General features: G+C 47.3%; 15 protein-coding genes. 9 read left to right on the forward strand and 6 right to left on the reverse strand.

Going from position 1 to position 20,916, the window contains the following annotated elements; translation table 11 throughout:
- Positions 1 to 263: hypothetical protein (locus GX419_13635; protein ID NLI25738.1), on the reverse strand; the 263-nt coding region annotated here is incomplete at its 3' end.
- A gap of 162 nt (positions 264 to 425) precedes the next feature.
- On the opposite strand from GX419_13635, the gene ssb reads away from it, so the two are divergent.
- The 3 genes from ssb to GX419_13650 all read left to right on the forward strand — a co-directional run bounded on the left by ssb (position 426) and on the right by GX419_13650 (position 4,999).
- On the forward strand, positions 426 to 773 hold the full coding sequence (ssb, locus tag GX419_13640; GenBank protein NLI25739.1) for a single-stranded DNA-binding protein: 348 nt from the start codon (positions 426 to 428) through the stop codon (positions 771 to 773).
- A gap of 121 nt (positions 774 to 894) precedes the next feature.
- Complete coding sequence (gene amrB / locus GX419_13645) at positions 895 to 2,478, forward strand: AmmeMemoRadiSam system protein B (GenBank protein ID NLI25740.1); 1,584 nt, start codon at positions 895 to 897, stop codon at positions 2,476 to 2,478.
- A 19-nt stretch (positions 2,479 to 2,497) separates the two neighbouring features.
- A complete protein-coding gene (locus GX419_13650) occupies positions 2,498 to 4,999 on the forward strand; it encodes a hypothetical protein (GenBank protein NLI25741.1) in 2,502 nt (833 codons plus the stop codon).
- An 18-nt stretch (positions 5,000 to 5,017) separates the two neighbouring features.
- On the opposite strand, the gene GX419_13655 is transcribed toward GX419_13650, so the two are convergent.
- Complete coding sequence (locus GX419_13655) at positions 5,018 to 6,046, reverse strand: hypothetical protein (GenBank protein ID NLI25742.1); 1,029 nt, start codon at positions 6,044 to 6,046, stop codon at positions 5,018 to 5,020.
- A 294-nt stretch (positions 6,047 to 6,340) separates the two neighbouring features.
- Between GX419_13655 and mnmE the strand changes: the two genes are divergently transcribed.
- Entirely contained in the window at positions 6,341 to 7,729 is a 1,389-nt protein-coding gene (gene mnmE / locus GX419_13660) for a tRNA uridine-5-carboxymethylaminomethyl(34) synthesis GTPase MnmE (GenBank protein NLI25743.1), read from the forward strand.
- A 39-nt stretch (positions 7,730 to 7,768) separates the two neighbouring features.
- On the opposite strand, the gene GX419_13665 is transcribed toward mnmE, so the two are convergent.
- The 3 genes from GX419_13665 to GX419_13675 all read right to left on the reverse strand — a co-directional run bounded on the left by GX419_13665 (position 7,769) and on the right by GX419_13675 (position 10,790).
- Positions 7,769 to 8,752, reverse strand: coding sequence for a sugar ABC transporter substrate-binding protein (locus GX419_13665; GenBank protein NLI25744.1), 984 nt, complete (start codon positions 8,750 to 8,752; stop codon positions 7,769 to 7,771).
- A 111-nt stretch (positions 8,753 to 8,863) separates the two neighbouring features.
- A complete protein-coding gene (locus tag GX419_13670) occupies positions 8,864 to 9,901 on the reverse strand; it encodes a quinone-dependent dihydroorotate dehydrogenase (GenBank protein ID NLI25745.1) in 1,038 nt (345 codons plus the stop codon).
- Positions 9,902 to 10,355: 454 nt separating this feature from the next.
- Entirely contained in the window at positions 10,356 to 10,790 is a 435-nt protein-coding gene (locus tag GX419_13675; GenBank protein NLI25746.1) for a helix-turn-helix transcriptional regulator, read from the reverse strand.
- Positions 10,791 to 11,586: 796 nt separating this feature from the next.
- On the opposite strand from GX419_13675, the gene GX419_13680 reads away from it, so the two are divergent.
- Together GX419_13680 and GX419_13685 are read left to right on the forward strand one after the other, a co-directional pair.
- Positions 11,587 to 13,188, forward strand: a complete 1,602-nt coding sequence (locus GX419_13680) for a hypothetical protein (protein NLI25747.1) — start codon at positions 11,587 to 11,589, stop codon at positions 13,186 to 13,188.
- Between the two features lie 39 nt (positions 13,189 to 13,227).
- Positions 13,228 to 14,484, forward strand: coding sequence for a dicarboxylate/amino acid:cation symporter (locus GX419_13685; protein ID NLI25748.1), 1,257 nt, complete (start codon positions 13,228 to 13,230; stop codon positions 14,482 to 14,484).
- Here GX419_13685 and GX419_13690 read toward each other — a convergent pair.
- Positions 14,466 to 17,396 (reverse strand): FAD-binding protein, encoded by a 2,931-nt coding sequence (locus GX419_13690; protein NLI25749.1) that lies wholly within the window; start codon positions 17,394 to 17,396, stop codon positions 14,466 to 14,468. The genes GX419_13685 and GX419_13690 overlap by 19 nt on opposite strands.
- 282 nt (positions 17,397 to 17,678) lie before the next feature.
- Between GX419_13690 and pta the strand changes: the two genes are divergently transcribed.
- The 3 genes from pta to GX419_13705 are packed head-to-tail and all read left to right on the forward strand — an operon-like array spanning position 17,679 to position 20,893.
- Entirely contained in the window at positions 17,679 to 18,680 is a 1,002-nt protein-coding gene (gene pta / locus GX419_13695; GenBank protein ID NLI25750.1) for a phosphate acetyltransferase, read from the forward strand.
- 27 nt (positions 18,681 to 18,707) lie between these two features.
- Positions 18,708 to 19,676, forward strand: coding sequence for a 3-hydroxyacyl-CoA dehydrogenase family protein (locus GX419_13700; GenBank protein ID NLI25751.1), 969 nt, complete (start codon positions 18,708 to 18,710; stop codon positions 19,674 to 19,676).
- Positions 19,677 to 19,687: 11 nt separating this feature from the next.
- Complete coding sequence (locus GX419_13705) at positions 19,688 to 20,893, forward strand: acetate kinase (protein NLI25752.1); 1,206 nt, start codon at positions 19,688 to 19,690, stop codon at positions 20,891 to 20,893.
- Positions 20,894 to 20,916 lie beyond the last annotated feature (23 nt).

A 20,916-nucleotide genomic window follows, 5' to 3' on the forward strand; every position in this document is an offset into this window, starting at 1 on the left:
CCATTGGTAGCAGTATGGGTATGGTATTTCTCCCTGAAGCCTTCCAGATGGAGCTGATTGACAGGCACATAGATCCTTTTTGCCCGGTAATGTTTTTCCAGGATATCCCGGTTGCGTTTCAGTTGTTTATTGATCAGCCTGACAAAATACTCATCATGTTTTCGCCTGGAATTGTGGTAGTTAATGCGGCAGGCATCAGAGCAGAATTTTCGGTCGGCCCTTCCGGTGATTTTGCTCCCGCAGTCAAGACAAAATCGTTCCATGAGTCAGATGATTGTAATTTGTTGCTAATATAATATTTATTCGTTTATAATCGTTTAAAACGATAAAAAAGTGCGAGAAAATGCAGGAGGCAGGGATTAAAAAGTGCCGGCGTGCATTGCAAAATTACCGGTGATTGTCTAATCCCTAAAACCTACAAAACAATGAACAGTTTACGCAACCGGGTATATCTGATCGGGCGTTTAGGATCAGATCCGGAAATCAAGCAGCTTAACGGGGGAAAAACCCTGGCCAGGTTTTCGCTGGCAACCAATGAAAATTATACGGATGCCGATGGGAAAAAAGTCAAGGAGACTCAGTGGCACAATTTGGTTGCCTGGGGAACCACGGCCAAGACAGCCGAAAAATACCTGAAAAAAGGTTCGGAAATTGCCATTGAGGGCAAGCTGATTCACAGGAATTATGAAGACAAGGGCGGAAACAAAAGGTATGTTACCGAAGTTCAGGTAAATGAATTTCTTATGCTGGGAGGAAAGAAGGAAAAAGAATAGGTTACCTGACGGGTTGTTATTGGGGTATTACCGGTGCAGGGCGGAACCGTTATGGTTTCGCCCTGTGTTTTTCAGATGCAATGCACCCCGATTTTTTGTAACTTTGAGAAAAATATCGGCCATGGATCTCAGGCACACATCGAGATTACTGGTAATTTCGCTTATTCCCCTTGTTTTGTATTGTTCCACATCCAATCCCAAGCAATCTATGAGCACATCGGGAAACGAACGGGCTTCTGATAGTCTGGTCAACCGCAGGCCGGCCGTTGCCGGCAGTTTCTACCCGGGTTCTGCAAAGGAACTTGCCTCAACCTTGTCGGATCTGTTTGCTTCGGCTGAACCACGAAAGGTGTCAGGTACCATTCAGGCGGTAATTTCTCCCCATGCCGGTTATGTATTTTCGGGAGGTGTGGCCGCGTCGGCTTTTCATCAGCTTGATCCCGGAAAAACATACCGGAACATCTTTGTCATAGGTTCAAGTCACCGGTTCAGTTTTGACGGGGCTTCCGTTTACACCCGCGGAAACTATGAAACACCGCTGGGGACTGTTCCGGTGAATCTGGAACTGGCCAAGAAACTTGCGGATGACCCATCGGGAGTTTTTACCGACAGGACGGATGCGCAGATTTATGAACACAGTCTGGAAGTGCAGCTCCCCTTCCTGCAGAAGATCTATGGAAACAAGCTGACCATTGTTCCGGTTGTAATCGGAACACAACGTCCGTCGGTGTGCAAAAAAATAGCCCAGGTTTTGAAGCCATACATGGTACCGGAAAATCTGTTCGTGATTTCCACTGATTTTTCGCATTATCCGGGGTATGAAGATGCTGTCAGGGCTGATATCCTCACCGCCGATGCCATTTGCTCCAATTCGCCTGAGAATTTTCTGAATACCATACGCAAAACAGAGGCTAAGGGTATCCCGGGTCTGGTTACCTGTATCTGCGGATGGACTTCAGTTCTGTCCTTGCTGCACATGACCGAAGACCTGCCGGGCATTGAATACCACAAGATACAGTACCGCAATTCAGGCGATTCACCTTACGGTGAAAGAGACCGAGTGGTAGGCTATTATGCCATTGCCGTTACAACAAAAGCCGGAACATCCGATAACAAGCCTTCAGCAAAGGAAAGCAGCAATGAGGAATTTTCCCTTACCGCGCAGGAAAAGAAAACGCTTGTTTCCATAGCCCGGAATACGCTGGAAAGTTATATACGCAACAGCAAAATACCATCGGTTGAAAGGAATCTCCTGACCCCTGCCCTGGAAACCCCCTGCGGGGCTTTTGTCACCTTGCGAAAAAAGGGAGAACTGAGAGGATGTATCGGAAGGTTTGAGCCTACCGAGCCGCTCTGGAAAGTAGTTCAGGAAATGACCGTTGCAGCGGCCATGCATGATTACCGGTTTGAACCTGTTGACAGAAATGAACTGAAAGAAATTGATATAGAAATCTCTGTCCTGACTCCCCTCAAACGAATCAATTCACCTGACCAGATACGACTGGGTATTGACGGCATTTACATTCGTAAAGGATCCGCTTCCGGCACCTTTCTTCCCCAGGTTGCCAAAGAGACCAACTGGACGCTGGAAGAGTTTCTGGGGCATTGTGCACGCGACAAAGCCGGGATCGGATGGAACGGATGGAGAGATGCCGAACTATACACCTACCAGGCCCTCATCATAGAGGAGAAAGATTTTCAGTGAGAAATCCACCGAGAGGCCAATGAAACATCCATACAGTCTACTGCCTTTGGCGGCCCTGTGCCTTGCCGGTTATTTTCTTACCCTTATGCTGGTAAGGATGAAGGTGCTTTCCCTTTCGGCCCACCGGAAAATATGGAATTCCCTGTTGCTGGTCACCTTTCTTGTTACCGGAATTCTGGGAATTTTACTGGTCATTAACCTGAACTACCGACTGGAATGGACGTGGATCAAAACAGCCCTCCGCTGGCATGTTCATTTCGGAATCGGTATGGTGGCCGTAGCGGCTTTCCACCTGAGCTGGCATCTGAACTACTATCTTCAGATTTTCACCGCCAACAACACTGAGAAGATCACCAGGCCGGAACAGGCCAAACAAAGCATGTATCAGAAGCTTTCCGATCCGGAAGTCAAAGCCTATTCCTTTCTGCTGGGGTATCTGACCCTGCAGGTTCAGCTTGTTTTTCTTCGTCAGTTTCTTAATCTTTTCAACGGTAATGAGCTCATAATAGGCTGTGTATTGTTTGTATGGATGCTGATCACAGGGCTTGGAGCAACAGCAGGAAGGAAGTTTGCGGGCCTGACAAAAACTTCTCCCCTTTCATCGGCTTTTGCCCTGCTGTCTCTTCTGCCGCTGGTGTTCTATCCGTTGAGCTATTTTTTCAGGATCGTGATATTTCCTCCCGGCACCATGCCCGGACTAGTTGCTTCGCTCCTGTTCATTGCCGGAATATTGTTTCCCTTCTGTTTTTTATCAGGTATAGCATTTACGCAGATTATCAGGAATTTACCTGAGCAGAGCCGCATCCAGGCATCGCAGGTATATGCCTGGGAGACCCTGGGTGCTTTAACGGCCGGATTACTGTATACTTTTCTTCTGAGTCATTTTTTGAATACATTGTTTATTCTCACCTTTCCGGGGGTCCTGATTCTGTGGTTATGTGCGCGTACCGCTTCGCCGGAAAAAATCAGAATATACCGTACCGGATTTGGACTTCTGCTTGCAATTTCCCTGATATTAGTCATTTATGGATTGAAGGCAGAGACCCTGATGGCGCAATGGCAATATCCTGGGCAAAACATCCTTTTATTTCATGAAACCCCCTACGGGCGGTTCATCCTGACCGAACAGGCCGGGCAGAAAAGCATCATCAGCAACGGAAATTTACTTGCAACAGGCAACAACACAGTTGACTGCGAAGAAGCCGTTCATTATCCCCTGGTACAAACCGGTTGCTGGGATACCTTACTGGTGATTTCAGGCGACCTGGAGGGCATGCTTCCCGAGCTGGCGAAGTACCCGATCAGGCATGTTGACTATGCCGACATCAATCCCTTCTGGGTTTCGGTGGTACGCGACAGTTTGGGTGCCGGATGGCCTTTCACTATCGGTTTTCATGCAGTTGATCCGGTTCAGATGCTGCGGAATACAAGATCGGAATACAATGCCATCCTTGTCCAGTCGGCCGGAATGGGTACCTTGCAGGAAAACCGACTGTTTTCAGCCGAATTTGTCGGGACAGTAAAAAAACATCTGGAACCGGACGGTGTTTCCTGCTGGTCTCTGCCTACCTCGTTCAATTATCTGAATCCCGAAAGCAGGCAAATCAATTCATCTGTTGTCAATACCCTGAAAACATATTTTGCTCATATCCTGCTCATTCCGGGAGAGAAACTGTACCTGATTGCCAGCGATTCCCCCCTGAATTACAATATTCCGGAACGCATTGAAAAACTGAATATTAAGAATGATTATGTAAACCAATACTATATAGATTCGACATTACTTTTATTGCGCGTACACGAAATAAAAAAGACCCTGATCAGCAGTGCCCCCGGGAACCTGGCCTTTCGTCCCGCAGGTACCTTCCTTCACCTTCGTTTCTGGTTAAGTCAGTACCGTTCGTCTTATTACGGAGTAGTATTGTTTTTTCTTCTCATCGGAGTAATCGCTTTCGCGTTGTATACATCAGGAAATGCGATCATGCTGGCAGCAGGGGGAGCCGGATCGGCTCTTGAGTTGCTCCTTATTCTCGGGGCCCAGATCCTGTATGGTTCTGCCTATCAGACCACAGGACTGATGATAGGAGTATACATGGCAGGAATGGCCGCAGGAGCCTGGGCAGGAAGCCGGCTTCCGCAGGAAAAAGTTCAGTCAGCAACCATGTTTGCTGCCGCATTTTTCATCTTCCTCTGCGTCATCACACCCTTTGTATTGACCTTTCTTCAGCGGAGTGAAACGGATGAAATTCCGGGTTACCTTCTGCTATCAGTGCTTCTGTTGGTAACGGCCACAATTCCGGGACTGCTTTTTGCCGCTATTGCCGGGAGAATCAGCGGCAGTGCCGCCGGAAGTCTTTATGCGGCCGACCTTACAGGCTCAGCTGTTATTCTCATTCTCACCACCGTCTTTGTTTTTCCGGTATATGGATTGCGTGTTACCGGCCTGGTATTGGGAATTGTAATACTGGCGGGTTTACTTCGTTCGAAGTTGTCGGGCAAATCAGGCCGGAAACTCCTGTAAATGCAAACACGTTCCGACCTACTCTCCCATCTGCTCGTCAAGCCGCTGCTGGCGGTTCAGCCTATTTTTAAGGATGTAGCTGTATTCTCTGGCCTTTTTATTGTTGTAACGCACATAAGACTTCTCAGCCCATTCGATGGCTTCCTGCAGATTGCCGGCTATTTCAGCTGCCAGCGCCATGTTGTAGCAGGCACGACCGGCCAGTTTGGAATCGGGGTCATCTGTATATTTCCTCCAAACATCGGCCGCTTCTTCCCAGCGATTGGTTTGAGCCAGCCTTTTTGCATACTTCATATCATCATTTCCCTTTTTATACATTTCCCTGCCGGTATGAATCCATGAAGGGGAAATTCTCCGGGCATACTGTGTTCCGGCAAAATATCCTGCCTGTTTTACGATTTCATTCTGGGGAGGAAGATTGACAAGCGCTTCTTTATGGCTTCTTCCTTCGGCCTCCCATTCTCGGTAATCGGTGAAAATGCTTTCATCGATAATTTGCCTGTTGGCCGGATCGTAAATCCGCCAGCCCGATTCAATATTAGACCGAACGTGGGTTATTGTTACCTCGTATTTGACTTCCCGGTCATTTTCCTTGCGGGTACGTTGTTCTTTCCTATCGGAATACAGGTTATTTGAATCGAAGACCTCGAGCGACAGAAGCGCATCGGTCTGGTTCTGGCGGCAGATTCTCTCCACTGTATTCCAGTCAAGCGGCGCCGGAAACTGACGGGTGCCGGTTCCCTTCAGTTCATTTTCGGGCGGAACAACGACGGTGAACCTGGGCGAACTGACCAGTCCATCGGCAACCCCGCGCACGCATTCAAACGAGCCAACCCTGTCGGCAAACAATCCCTCTCCTGTTATCACCCCTTCCAGAACGTCTTTCACCTTTTCTTCTTTTGCCGGAAGACTTCGGTTTACGACAGCCAGAGAGCGGATACCGCGCGGCACATTGATTTGTGCCGGTTCCAGTACAGTAAGGGTTACATTCATCGTTGAACACGATGCCAATGTAAGCAGAAGAGGCAGGAAAAATAGTTTCATCATAATAAAATTAATTTTCAATGGTATGATGGAACCCACATGTTCGGCATTTTATTACCGCTGTGTTTGTGTTTGTTAAACATGTGGGTTTCATAGGGAAATGATCAAATGAAATATTTTTCATTGGTGCGGAAAGATAGGGATATTTTCTGAACTGACAGTGACGGAATGGCACTCATACCAGGGGTGTGTATGGAAGAATGAAGGCAGTCTTTTCTTACGCTGCGGATGAATAGGGCCGATATAGAGAAACCCGGTGAATTGCTCTATCTTTGTTTTCATAAAGATACAATACACATGCAGGAAGATACCATATGTGCCATTGGAAGTCCCCCGGGACAGGGAGCTATAGCCGTAGTTCGAATCAGTGGTCCGGCATCGTTTAAGGCACTCGGTCAGATTTGTTCTCCGCAGAAGGCAGGAAAAAAACTGGAAGAAGTTCCCCCCGGAAAGATGGTTCGTGTATGGATACGGGATGGTGAGGCCATGCTCGACGATGGTATGGTATGCCGTTATGTTTCCCCCCACTCCTACACGGGAGAAGATATGGCAGAAATCTTCTGCCATGGCTCGGTTTACATCCAGCAGCGTTTGCTTCAGCTGCTGATTGCATGCGGCGTGCGGCTTGCCAGGCCGGGTGAATTTACCCAGCGCGCCTTTCTGAACGGCAAAATGGATTTATCGCAGGCCGAAGCGGTTGCCGATCTGATAGCTTCCTCATCGGGAGCCTCGCATCGTCTGGCCATGCACCAGATGCGCGGCGGTTTCTCTTCAGAAATTGCCGTCCTGAGAAAAGAGATGCTGCACTTTGTGTCATTGCTGGAGCTGGAACTTGATTTCAGCGAGGAAGATGTGCAATTTGCCGATCGCTCTGAACTTACGGCACTTCTTGATCAAGTGATAGAGAAAATACGCACCATGGCCCGGTCCTTTGCCAGCGGGCAGGCCCTAAAAAACGGAATTCCGGTTGTGATTGCCGGTTTACCCAATGTCGGCAAATCAACCCTTTTAAATACACTGCTCAATGAAGACAGAGCCATTGTTTCTGAAATTCCCGGAACAACAAGGGATACCATTGAAGATACCCTGCATATTGAGGGTTATTTGTTCCGGATCATCGACACGGCAGGACTGAGGCATTCGAAAGATGAAATTGAAGCAATCGGGATCAGAAAGACCAGGGAAAAACTCAGAACCGCACGAATTGTTCTTCTGGTCATTGATCTGACGGAAGCCAGCAGTGAAATACCCGGAGAGATAAAAGCCCTGCAACTGGACACCGAACAGCAGATAATTCTGGTAGCCAACAAGGCCGATAAAGTTCCGGAAGAAGACCTGAAGAAGAAAGTGTCGGAACTGGAACAGCTGAATGCCGGAACGGTAATTCCCATATCGGCAAAAAAGCAGAACAATCTTGAAATGCTGAGAAAGGAACTCGTTAACAGGGCACAGTCGCTGACCGAAGGGCAGGATGTACTGGTAACCAACCTGCGGCATTTTGAAGCCCTCGACAAAGCCAGGCAGGCACTGGAAAGAGCAGGTACAGGACTGAAAGAAGGCATACCCACCGATCTGGTGGCCCAGGACATCCGTGAAGCGATGCATTACCTGGCCGAAATAACCGGCGAGATCACTACCGATGAGATCCTGGGGAATATTTTCAAAAATTTCTGTATAGGAAAGTAAACAGGTTGACGGCCCGACCAGTTGCCGTCAGCAAAAGATTCATGTACCGGTGCTATCCGGCACGATGGTCAGTTTTATCGTTTCCTTGTTGACCACACTGGGCTGGAGCAGCAAAGCAGGAACCATATACATACCGTTATTGATACTCATATTGAGTGAAGGAACGGCAGATTCCTTTGCGACCTTCATGGCAAAATCGGCGGCGCTGATGGCAATATTTTCAATTGGTTTATACACCGTCATCACCTGTTTCCCGGCCATAATTCGTTCACAGGCAATCTGGTCAGCATCCTGGCCAGAAACCCACACCTTTCCGGCCAGATTTTTCTCTTCCAGAGCATTGACCACCCCGGTGGCCAGATCGTCATTGGCTACCAGCACAGCATTGATGTCGGGATGCTGTTTCAGGCATTCCTTCATCAACTTGTAGCTTTCATCCTTATCCCATCGCGGCACAAATTTGTCGAATACAACCCTGATATCGCCGCGGTCAATATACGGACCAAGCACATTCAGCTGGCCGGTTTTGATCATCAGGGAATTATGGTCGGATGTAGGTCCGCTGATAATGGCATATTTGCCTTTCGGGCACACCCTTGTAAGGTATTCGGCCTGCAGGCGGCCAACTTCCATATTATCGAACGAAATATACAGATCGAGATCGCAGTTCCGGATGAGGCGGTCGTACGAAATTACCGGAACCCCATGTTTATGGGCCAGTTTGACTATTTTGGCAGCCTGGTACTGATCAACCGGAACAACAACAAGCACATCCACACCAGCTTCCAGAAGTTTCCTGGCCTGTTCGAACTGCCGGTCAGGATTTCCGTTGGCAGTATCAAACAGCAGCTGGCCGTTGAGTTCCCTGATGCGTTTTTCAAAAATCTGTTTATCCTTTGCCCATCGTTCCTGGGCGAAGCTATCCATTAAAAGTCCCACCTGCTTTTTGGAAGAACATCCTGAAAAAAGAAACAAAAGAAACAGGGAGGCAATAGCCATCCGCGATAAGATTCGGGTTTTCATGGCAAAAGGATTTAAAGGTTATCAATCCCTGCAGCAACACCCTTTCCTGATTGTATAAAAGTAATAAAACTTCCGGTGGAAAACAAGTTTTGCGAGATATTTCAGAGTAGGCTAAACCCGTTCATTTATAAGGGCTTTCAGGATAGAGCGGACAAAAAAAGGACCCTGATAGATAAACCCCGTATAAACCTGGATAAGGGAAGCACCGGCATGCAATTTTTCCACGGCATCTTCGGGAGTCATAATGCCGCCGGTTCCAATGATAGGCAATGCATGACCCGTTTTATCAGCAATGTACCGGATGATTTCGGTAGAACGCCGGCTCAGAGGCGCCCCGCTCAATCCGCCCTGTCCGATTGTGTTCAGTTTTTCCTGAGGAGTCAGCAGGTTATCGCGGCGAAGAGTAGTATTGGTCGCCACAATACCATCCAGACCGGTTTCATCAATAATAGCAAGAGTTTCGTCAATCTGCTGAAAACTCAGATCCGGAGAAATTTTCAGCAGCAGCGGTTTTCGTACCGGCATGCTCTTTCTGGTTTCCGTAAGCCGGACAAGAATACTGCGCAACATATCCTTATCCTGCAGTTCCGACAGATCCCTGATATTGGGACAACTGACATTCACCACGAAATAATCGGCCACATCGTACAAAGTCTTCAGCACGAAGTCATAATCCTCCACCGCCAGATGATTGGGAGTAGAAGTATTCTTTCCGATGTTAGCACCAATAATAATATCAGGTTTATTTTTCAGCAACCGCAATCTGACCGCCTCAGCGCCGTCGTTATTAAACCCCATCCGGTTTATCAGACCCTGGTCGGCCGGAATGCGGAACAAGCGGGGTTTAGGGTTTCCCGGTTGCGGCCTGGGAGTAACCGTTCCGATTTCGATAAAGGAAAAACCAAAAGCAGCAAATTCGTTATACACCAGAGCATTTTTGTCGAATCCGGCCGCAAAACCAACAGGATTTTCGAAATGCAGGCCAAAGACATTTCTTTCCAGTTTAACCGCACGAGGTTTGCATATATGCGTAACGACCGATTTTTTCCCCGGAATTTTAAAAAGAAAACGGATTCCCGATATCAGCCAGTGATGAATTCGTTCGGGGTCAATAAGAAAAAGAAGAGGGCGGATCAGCAGTCTGTACATAAATTTTTTAGCAAATCTACTAAGAAAAAAGAACTCTCTGTAATTCACATACGTAAACTTGCAAATGATTACACTTGTAAACATTCTAATCATTTTAACTAACCTGAACGGAATAAAGGGCAAAAAGATGGCAAAAAATTCGGGTTTATTTGTCGGAACCTTTATTACAGAGGCAGGATTCAGGTATTCACACCAGTCTTACTTCCTGGTATGCCAGATCTGCGCTTATCTGGTTCCCATTTAAGCTGAAACAAAACCCTTTTGCACAAATTCTGATCACAGTATACCTGGATAAAGTTTTGACCGGAAGGTATTTCCGGCAATGGAAAGTCACTATCTCCTGATCCGGAATCCATCATGAGTCCGGATCGTTTGCATTCCATTCCGCAAGCGTTCAGGAAAAAACAATACCCCAGGCCGAAAATTCAAGGAACAGACGAGAGCAGAAAAGAATTTACTGTCCTTTATCCTGCTGAGGCACAAAGCGCTGGTAGGTATTATCGGCAAACAGCAGAAGAATTTCCTTCACCCTGGAAGTATTTTTACCGGCATCAGGAACAGAGGAACCATATTTTTCCGGATCGGAAGAACGGATCTCCCGGATCCCCCCGGTTTTTACCGTATCTGCGGCGGTTTCAGGGGAAGGCAAAGGCTGTTCAAACAGAGTTCCCGTGCGGGGTTTTCTGTACATTTCCCCCTTCCCCAGAAGAAGCCATTCGGGATTTACCTCAGGGAACCGTTTGAGAATCTTCACCAGCACATCATAACTGGGCAGATTGCGTCCCGATACGAGATGCGATACCGCCGACCGCTGAATGGAGAGTTCATCGGCAAATTGAGACGGAGAAAGCGATTCCGCCTTCATCAGAGCCAGGAGACGATCTTTCATAAGAACCACATAATTCTATTACAAATGTAATTTAATTTGTGTTTACAATAGTACCCTGAATCGATAATAGGTAATTTACGGATGTAATTTTATTAATCCGTTAAGTAAGCAAATCCTGCATAAGAAAATCTACCAGCTGGTTTAATGGCCAGCTTCACGATTTTGCAATACGGGATGGAATGTTAAAGACAAGTTCAGAGAAGCCCGAAACTTACTTCTAAGGACGATCCATGTTTGTTGAAGGGCATATGCGAGGGAGACGTAACAATAAAATCCCGATTCCGGCGTTGGTCCTTTGCTGTACTTCCAACCATTAGGGCATTCATGCTTCATTTGACGAAATGCTTTGCGCATCAAAAACAACGCGGTATGCCATAAGAACCGCTTTCATTCCGTTTCAGAGGAACTTGTCCGGATACCTTTGAAAAAAACAATCCACAATGTATACGGTCGATTGCTCTGTATATGCGCAATAGGAACTTAAAAGACTATTTATTTTTATGTTAAAGTATTAATTGAAATAAAATGCATGAAATATTGATATACAACATAATAATTCCTTATTTTATACGATTGTTTCTTTCCAACCGTTTTTCTGATGAAAAATATTTCAACTTTTAGTTAAAAAAATACATGTAAAATACTGGTTATTAATGTACTAAATCAAAAATATTTTAATGTTTACATTTGTAATACCGGGTAAAAATCTCCTTATGGACACTTCCTGCCAACGAATCAGTCGGCAGAAAGGACAAAAATTTATCTTTGTTCAACCTATCGAAATACACTATCGAACATGCGCAAAACCGATCTGCTTTTTCTGATGGCCATTGTTTTAATGGGCTTTCTTTACGGACTGCACCGGATCATCCCCATGCGCCCCTATTCCATTCATCAATGGCGGCAAACCGATTGCCTCTCGATCACCCTGAATTACAGCAGGGAAAATCTCCCTTTTGTGCAACCGGAAATTCATAATGTAACCTTCGGAGAAGGCAAAGTTGTCAGTGAGTTTCCGGTTATATACTATATGGTGGGAAAGCTATGGAAAATTACAGGGCAGAACGAATCCATTTTCCGCATTCTCAATCTGCTGATCGTCATAACAGGGCTCTTTCTGCTGTATCGTCTTACTGCCGGAATTACCGGGAATCAGTATATTGGTTTGCTGACGGGCCTGCTTCTTTTTGCTTCCCCCCTTCTGGTTTATTACGGCAGTAATTTCCTGATGAATGCACCGGCCTTTGGCTTAGCCCTGGCAGGAGGATATTTTGTATGGAAATACCTTTCAGGTAACCGGTTGATGCATTTGGTAACTGCTGCAGGGATATTTACTCTGGCAGGATTGCTGAAAATCAGTTCGTTGCTGTTGTTTTGTTCCCTTGTGGCTGTTTTCCTTGCCGCCATGTTTGGCCTCTTTGGTCTGAAGAAACTTTCGGCACAAAAGTGGCTTCCTGTAGTACTTGCCATCATGATCGTGCTAGGTATCAATTTCATCTGGTACAAATATGCCATCCACTATAATACCATCCATAAAACCCGCGGAATTTTTCTGCAGGGATTCTATCCTATATGGGATCTGGACAAAGCCGCCATCCGAGCCAACTGGCACACCCTTCGGCATAATCTGCTTCCCGCGTATTTTCATCCATACCTTATCTACTTTGTTCTCCTGGCATTTGTCCTCAATCTTTTTCATTTCAAATCCTGCAAACGGATTCTGATTTTGCTGAACATCGCCACTTTTTTCGGCGTGGTTGCCTACATACTTTTCTTCTATAAGGCGTTTGATGTACATGATTACTACCTGACGGATTTGCTTCTTTTTGTTCCGGTAACCCTGCTTACTTTTTCTGAACGTATTGTGCGCACAAGAAAGCAACTCGCTTCACAATGGTATTTTTATCTGACGGCCATACTGTTTGTTTTGTTTCTCAGTTATTATACAGCTTTGAAAATCAGAATACGGTACAATATACACCAGCATTTTCGCGGATTGCACAGGCTGCTTCCGAAGGAAGAAATTGATGTGTATAACTGGTATCACTGGCACTATGCAACCTATTACAGGGCCTATGAAACGGCCGAACCCTGGCTCAGGAATCTGGGCATCAGGCGGACCGACCGCATTATCAGTATTCCTGATCAAAGCATCAACATAACATTGTATCTGATGGATCAGAAAGGATTCACCGATTTCGGGCGCAGGAGAAATCCACCCCAGCCCATCGGGGAATGGATAGAACATTGCCGGGGACTTGGTGCCCGGTATTTGATTATCAATGACAAGGAATTGCTGAACGACTCTACTGTTGTGCCGTATTGCCGGCAAAAAATATCTGAATACAACAACCTCATTTTATTTGATTTACAAAATTTACCGCACATATCAAATTAAATTTTTCAAGTAATTATTCAACAGCAAAAAGGAAGGAACGTGAAAAAAACGATTGCATTTCACTGGCAGATACTGATAGCCCTTGTTCTGGGCGTGCTATTCGGGTTATTTCTGAAATCCTATTCTTCCTGGGTTGACTGGATGGGGGAACTGTTTCTGAGGGCATTGAAAATGATTGTCATTCCCTTGATTTTCTTCACCATTACCTCCGGCATAGCGAACAACGGCAACGCAGCGAATCTGGGAAAGATCGGAGCAAAAACCCTTGGATTTTATCTGGCAACCACCCTTCTTGCCGCCGTCACGGGGCTTCTTCTGGTAAACCTCATGCGACCCGGACAGGGTGCTGAGCTTCTGTTGCAGGATCTGTCGGAAAAAGGAACCCCCATCCATGAAGGAAAGTCCATCCGGGACCTGCTGATCACCATCATACCCGACAACATATTTTCTGCCCTTACGGCATCCAATACCCTTCAGATAATAGTTTTTGCCGTTCTCCTGGGTTTTTTCATCACACGGTTACCTGAGAATCAGCGCCTGGTTCTGACCCAGTTCTTTGATGCATCCTCGGCCGTAATGATGAAAATTACCATGTTCATCATCCGTTTTGCCCCTTATGGAATATTTGGCATAGTAGCCCGTCAGGTTGCCCTGCAGGACAATCCTGCCGGTCTGGCGGCAAGTCTTGGCCGTTACATGCTGGTCGTCATTGCCGGTCTGAGCCTTCACAGTCTGGTATCGTTGCCTGTCATTCTGCTGGCGTCAGGAATCCATCCCGTGCGGCATTATAAGGCCATGCTCCCCGTGCTGATCACCGCGTTCAGTACTTCGTCATCGAATGCCACCCTGCCATTGACGCTTTCGACCGTTCAGAGCGGGTGCGGCGTATCGCAGCGGATCGCCGGATTTACCCTGCCCCTGGGTGCCACGATCAATATGAACGGAACAGCCCTGTATGAGATCGTTGCAGCCATGTTCATTGCCCAGGTGTATGGAATTCATCTACCCGCTGACAAGCAGATCACAGGAGTACTCGTTGCCCTGCTGGCCGCAGTCGGGGCAGCAGGTATTCCGATGGCCGGACTGGTTACCATGACCATTGTAATGACCGCCATGGGACTTCCCGTGGAAGGAATAGCGCTGGTGCTTACCGTCGACAGGCCGCTCGACATGTTCCGCACCCTGGTCAATGTTCTGGGCGATACCTGTGGAGCCGTAGTAGTGGCCAAATCGGAAGGCGAAAGTCTGACCGTAGCCTGCCGGAAGCATGGAAATGATCAGACTAAAGCATCATAGAGAATCTCAACCGGATGAAGGCCTTTGCGTCCGGTCCCATCTTCGATCTGATGCCGGCAGCTTGTTCCAGGAGCTGCAATAATTACATCCTCCGGCGCGTTTCGTATGGCCGGGAAAAGGACCAGTTCACCCACCTTCATGGACAGTTCGTAATGTTCTTTTTCATAGCCGAAAGAGCCAGCCATGCCGCAGCATCCGGAGGGAATCTCCGTAACCGTATAATTTTCCGGAAAGGAAAGAACCTTTTTTGTGGGATTGGTTGATGCAACAGCCTTTTGCTGGCAATGGCCGTGCAATTTAATTGTACGCGCCCTGGTGGTAAACTGTTTCTTCTTTATATTTCCCCTGTCCATTTCCCTGGCCAGGAATTCATCGATCATATAGGAGCAGGAAGCGATTTTTTTTGCCAGCTCCTTCATTTCTCCCCGCATGAGATCAGGGTATTCATCGCGGAAACCCAAAATAGCAGAAGGTTCAATACCCAGCAGAGGACGTTCCTCCGACACATAATCCTTTAAGCAGAGCAGGTTGGTGCGGGCGATTTTCCTCGCGCGGCGGAGAAGACCTTTTGAGATGTAGGTACGGGCGCTCTCTCCGTGCCGGGGAAGCTGAACCCTGTAGCCCAGGCGGGTAAGGAGCTTGATTGCCTTGATGCCAATTTCAACATCATTGTAATTGGTAAATTCATCAACAAAAAGGTTAACCACAGGGGCATTTTCGGGCAGGGAAGCATTCAGTTCAGGCAGGTTTTTTCTGGCCCACCGGCGGAGAGTGGTTTTGTAGAGCTTCGGGAAGGTTCTGTGGACAGTAAAACCCACCCATTTCATAAACGTGTGGGTAACAAGTTTACTGGTAATGATCTGGTTGTACAAAGCCGGGAAGACAGATCCCAGTTTATTGAACCAGGTAATATAGGCAACCAGTCGGGCCCGAAGGGGAACACCATGGCTGTCGTAGTAATGCTGAAGGAATTCAGCTTTCAGTTTAGCCATGTCGACGTTGGACGGGCATTCGGACTTACACCCCTTGCAGGAAAGGCACAGGTCGAGAATATCATAAATTTCCTTATGGTCGAACGGATTTTTCTGGTTGGGGCGGGAAATGAATTCGCGCAGGATATTGGCCCTTGCCCGGGTGGTGGTATTTTCGTCCATGGTAGCCATATAGCTGGGGCACATAGTTCCTCCTATTCTGGCCGATTTGCGGCAGTCGGCTGAACCGTTGCAATTTTCGGCCATTCGTATATAGCCCATGGTAGAGGAGAAATCGAGAATTGTTTCCGGTTCGGTTGGATACACCCCGGGTTCGTACCTCAGGGAAGTATCCATTGGCGGGGTATCGGTAATTTTACCGGGATTAAGAATCCCTTCCGGGTCGAAGGTTCTCTTGATTTCTTTCAGTAAAGCATAATTTTTTTCACCCACCATCATCGGGATAAACTCCCCCCTCAGTCTTCCGTCGCCATGCTCTCCGCTGAGGGAACCGTTGTATTTTTTTACCAGTTTGGCCGTTTCGGTGGCCACGGTTCTGAAGAGCCTGACATGATCAGGGTCTTTAAGATTCAATACCGGTCGCAGATGAAGCTCTCCGGTAGCGATGTGGGCATAGTAAACACAGTTCAGACCCAGCCGCTGCAGCATTTCCTTGAACTCAGCAATATATCCGGGAAGTTTATCGGGGGCAACGGCTGTATCTTCGATTACGGCCACCGGCTTTGCATCGCCCGGTATATTCGAAAGGAGCCCGAGGCCCGCTTTACGGAGAGCCCAAACCCTTTTGATATCGGGTCCTGTAATAAGCGGAAAGTAGTATCCCAGGCCGGCGGCGCCCATTTCCTTTTCCATTTTATCGCGTATCTCCTCAATCTCGGCGAGGGAATTTCTTGCAAACTCTGCAATAATAATCGCACCAGGTTCTCCCTGGATAAAGAAGCGGTTTTTTCTTTGCTCAATATTTTCCCTGGTACAGTCTATGATGATCTTATCCATCAGTTCGATGGATCCCGGAGAATACGTCAGAGCCATCAGGTTGGCCTGCAATGCTTCTTCGAGCGTATGGCAATGCACCGCAACAAGACCGGTTACCGGAGGCGGAAGAGGTTCAAGATGCAAGGTTATTTCCGTGAGAAACATCAGCGTACCCTCGGAGCCGGCAATCAGGGAAGCCAGATTGAGTGAACCTCCTTCGGGAGTAAACGGCTGCTGGCGAAGCAGAATATCGATAGCGTATCCGGTATTCCGGCGTTTCAGCGATGGGTCGGGGTATTCCTTCAGGATGTTGGCCCGGTTTTCGGGATCAGAAAGAATAGAACGAATTTTCCTGTACACTTCTCCTTCTCTGTTCTTGAGGAGGCATTTCTTATCGAATTCTTCCGGGGAAAGCGGCCTGAATTCAACTTCGCTTCCGTCGCTGAGAAAACCCTTCACTGCCAGCAGGTGGTCGCGGGTACTTCCGTAGATCAGGCTGTGGGCACCGCAGGCGTTGTTTCCTACCATCCCTCCTATCATGCACCGGTTGGAAGTGGAAGTTTCGGGAGCAAAGAAGAGCCCGTAAGGTTTCAGTACCTCATTGAGTTCATCCAGCACAACCCCCGGTTCAACGCGCACCCAGCGTTCTTCAGCATTTATTTCCAGAATTTTATTCAGATGGCGTGAAATGTCAACAATCATTCCCTTTCCGACAACCTGGCCGGCAAGAGAAGTTCCTGCGGCCCTTGGAATAATGGGTATTTTATGTTCCCGGGCAAAACGGATGATTTTTTCTATATCGTTCCTGTTTTTAGGCCGGATGACAGCATCGGGTTTTTCTTTGTATGCCGAAGCGTCTGTTGCATACATCAGTAAAAAAGGTTCGCCGGTAAAAATGTCGCCTTCTATCTCTTTTTTCAGAATTTCTAAAGGAAAGTCACGCATGGAGAATATGTTCTGTAATTATGTTATAGAGCACAAAGATAAAAACTCTTTTGTTGTTGCGAGTTGGTGACACACGTTTTGTTTGATATCAAATATAGTGCAGTAATTGCCGGGGATATGTTTTCCAATGAGCATTTTCTTTACGCCGTTTTCAATTTACTGCAGGAAGAAAAAACGAGTATCTAAAAAGATGATTTAAATCAGGTAGAAAACCTTCTTCAGATAGTTTAAATTATATACCTTTAGACTTTCCAATTTCAAATTATAAAATACTGATAAACAATGGATTTACTTGAAAAAATAAAAGCGAGGGCAAAGCAGTTGGGAAAACGGATTGTTTTGCCGGAAGGTCTGGAGGAACGAACCCTTAAAGCCGCCGATGAAGTGATCAGGGAAGGGATAGCGCAGGTTATTCTGATAGGTGATCCCGAAAAGGTACAGGCCAAAGCGAAGGAACTGGGGCTTACGCAAATTGCTAAGGCTGCGATTGTTAATCCGCTGCATCATCCCAGAAAAGAGGCCTATATTGATCTGATGGTAGAGCTTCGGAAGAACAAAGGATTAACCAGGGAAGAGGCCGCCAGGCTGATAGAAGATCCGTTGTATCTGGGCACCCTTATCATCAAGTCGGGCGATGCCGACGGGGAGGTTGCCGGAGCCATGAATGCCACGGGGGATGTATTGCGTCCGGCATTTCAGTATGTAAAAACATTGCCCGGCATCAGTGTAGTGTCGGGGGCATTTCTGATGATACTTCCTGACACAAAATTCGGAGAGAACGGACTGATGGTATTTGCTGATTGTGCGGTTCATCCGAATCCGACAGCCAAAGAGCTGGCAGAGATTGCCGTAACCACAGCGCGGACGACCCGTGCGCTGGCCGGATTCGAGCCGCGGATTGCCATGTTAAGTTTTTCGACAAAGGGAAGTGCCAAACATGAACTGGTTGACAAGGTTGTTGAAGCAACGCGCATTGCCAGGGAGATGGACCCCAACCTGCAAATTGACGGCGAACTGCAGGCCGATGCTGCCATCATAGAATCGGTTGGCAAGAGCAAGGCACCGGGATCTCCGATAGCTGGAAAGGCGAATGTACTCATTTTTCCTGATCTGCAATCAGGAAACATTGCCTACAAGCTGGTGCAGCGCATGGCACATGCCGAAGCTGTAGGACCTGTTTTGCAGGGTATGGCTGCCCCCATCAACGATTTGTCAAGGGGGTGCTCGGTAAGTGATATTGTTAATGTGATAGCGATTACAGCCAATCAGGCTGCCGGTTTATAACGAGTTACAAATTTTAAACAGGTAATCATGTCAGAAATACTGGTAGAACCGATTGAACAATACGGTTTGAGTAAAAAGGTACGGACGCAGAGCCTTTTTTCGAAAATAGGAATTGTAGGATGCGGATCCGTTGGCAGGAATCTGGCCCGGCTGGTCAGTGCAAGCGGGATGGAAGTTATTTTTGTGGAGGTGAGTGAGGAAAAAATCGCCATGGCCCTCCGGGAGATTGAACGGGAGCTTGACCGGCAGATCGAGCACTGGGGGATGACCCCCGGGGATAAGCGAATCATTATGTCGCGCATTCATGGCACACTGAAGTACGAAGACCTGCAGGGCTGTGACCTGGTGATTGAGGCCATTCTGTCCAAATCGAGTGAACTGACTACTGAAATCCGTAAAGGTGTTTTCAAAAACATTGAGCGACATGTAGATCCGAATTGCATCATTGCCACGAATTCAACGACTACCATCATAACCGAACTCGCCTCTGAGCTGGAGTACAAGCACCGCTGTGTCAGTTTGCATGTACTGACCACTGCCAAGGATGCCCGTGTAGTGGAAGTGGTCAAGGGGCTTTATACCTCGGAAGAAGTATATCAGGCTGCCTGCAAGTTTGTGAAACTGATCGGAAAAACAGTTGTTCCGGTAGAGGAATCTCCCGGTCTGGTCAGCATCCGGATTTTCTCTGTAATGTTTAATGAAGCCTGCGAAATGCTCATGGAAGGAGTTGCCCGCAAGGAAGATATTGATCTGGTGATGCGCGACGGTCTGGGCCTGGCATATGGTCCCTTTGAAATGGCTGACCGTGCAGGACTGGACAAGGTAGAACGGTGGATGGAAAACCTCTACAAGGAATTTGGAGACATGCGCTATAAACCTTCTCCCCTCCTTAAAAAGATGGTTCGGGCCAACCAACTGGGTACCAAAACCAGAAAAGGATTTTATGAGTACGATGAATCAGGGAGGAAAATTACGCAAACTATTGTAGGTGAATAATCTGAAAGTTTATGAAAATACTTGTTTTGAACTGTGGCAGTTCTTCGATCAAGTTTCAGTTGTTTGAAATGACCACTGAATCTGTTCTTTCCCGCGGAATTGTTGAGAAAGTTGGTTTGAAGGGATCATTTCTGAAGCTGGAGAAGGAGAACGGACAAAAGGTAATGTTTGAAGGAGAAATACTTGATCACCAGACCGGTATTGAATATGTGCTGGGTGTTCTGACGAGCCGGAAGCACGGTTGTCTGAAGAGTCTGGATGAAATTGATGCCATTGGCCATCGGGTTGTGCATGGTAAAGAGAAATTCAAGTCGAGTGTACTGATAACCGATGAAGTCATTCAGGAACTCGAAAGGTGTGTGGATATTGCCCCGCTGCATAATCCGCCCAACCTCAAAGGTATTTATGCCATGCAAAACCTCCTGCCTGCTGTTCCGCAGGTAGCTGTATTTGATACTGCCTTTCATCAGACCATGCCAAAGCATGCTTACATGTATGCATTGCCCTATTCCTTATATGAAAAATACGGAATCAGGCGGTACGGATTTCATGGTACAAGCCATCGGTATGTATCCAGGCGTGCCTGTCAGTTTCTCGGGGTTGATATTGAAAAGCAGAAAATGATTACCTGTCATCTTGGAAACGGGGCTTCCATGACGGCTGTTTTGTATGGCCAGTCGGTCGACACCTCCATGGGGCTTACTCCTGTGGAAGGCCTCATTATGGGGACCAGGGCAGGAGACCTTGACCTGGGCATTATCACCTACATCATGGACAAAGAGGATATCGGTTATAAGGCGGTCAGCACACTCATTAACAAGCACAGCGGAGTACTTGGCATTTCGGGAATTTCTTCTGATATGCGGGAAGTGGAGGAGGCTGCGAATAAGGGAAACGAGCGTGCGAAGCTGGCACTCGATATGTACCACTACCGGGTGAGAAAGTATATAGGTGCCTATACTGCCGCAATGAACGGACTGGATATTCTGGTGTTTACCGGCGGGATTGGCGAAAACGGATGGGAAACAAGGGAGGAAGTCTGCAAAAACATGGAATATCTGGGCATTTATCTTGATTCAGCCAGAAACAAAGGGTTAAGAGGAAAAGAGGCTGTGATCAGCACCGATAATTCCCGTGTAAAGGTTGTGGTGATACCAACCAATGAAGAGCTGGTAATAGCGCAGGATACGCAGATGATAGTTTCCGGCAGGAAGTAAGGATTATTCTTCTATAAACCCCC

The sequence above is a fragment of the Bacteroidales bacterium genome, from assembly GCA_012517825.1.
GTDB lineage: Bacteria > Bacteroidota > Bacteroidia > Bacteroidales > JAAYUG01 > JAAYUG01.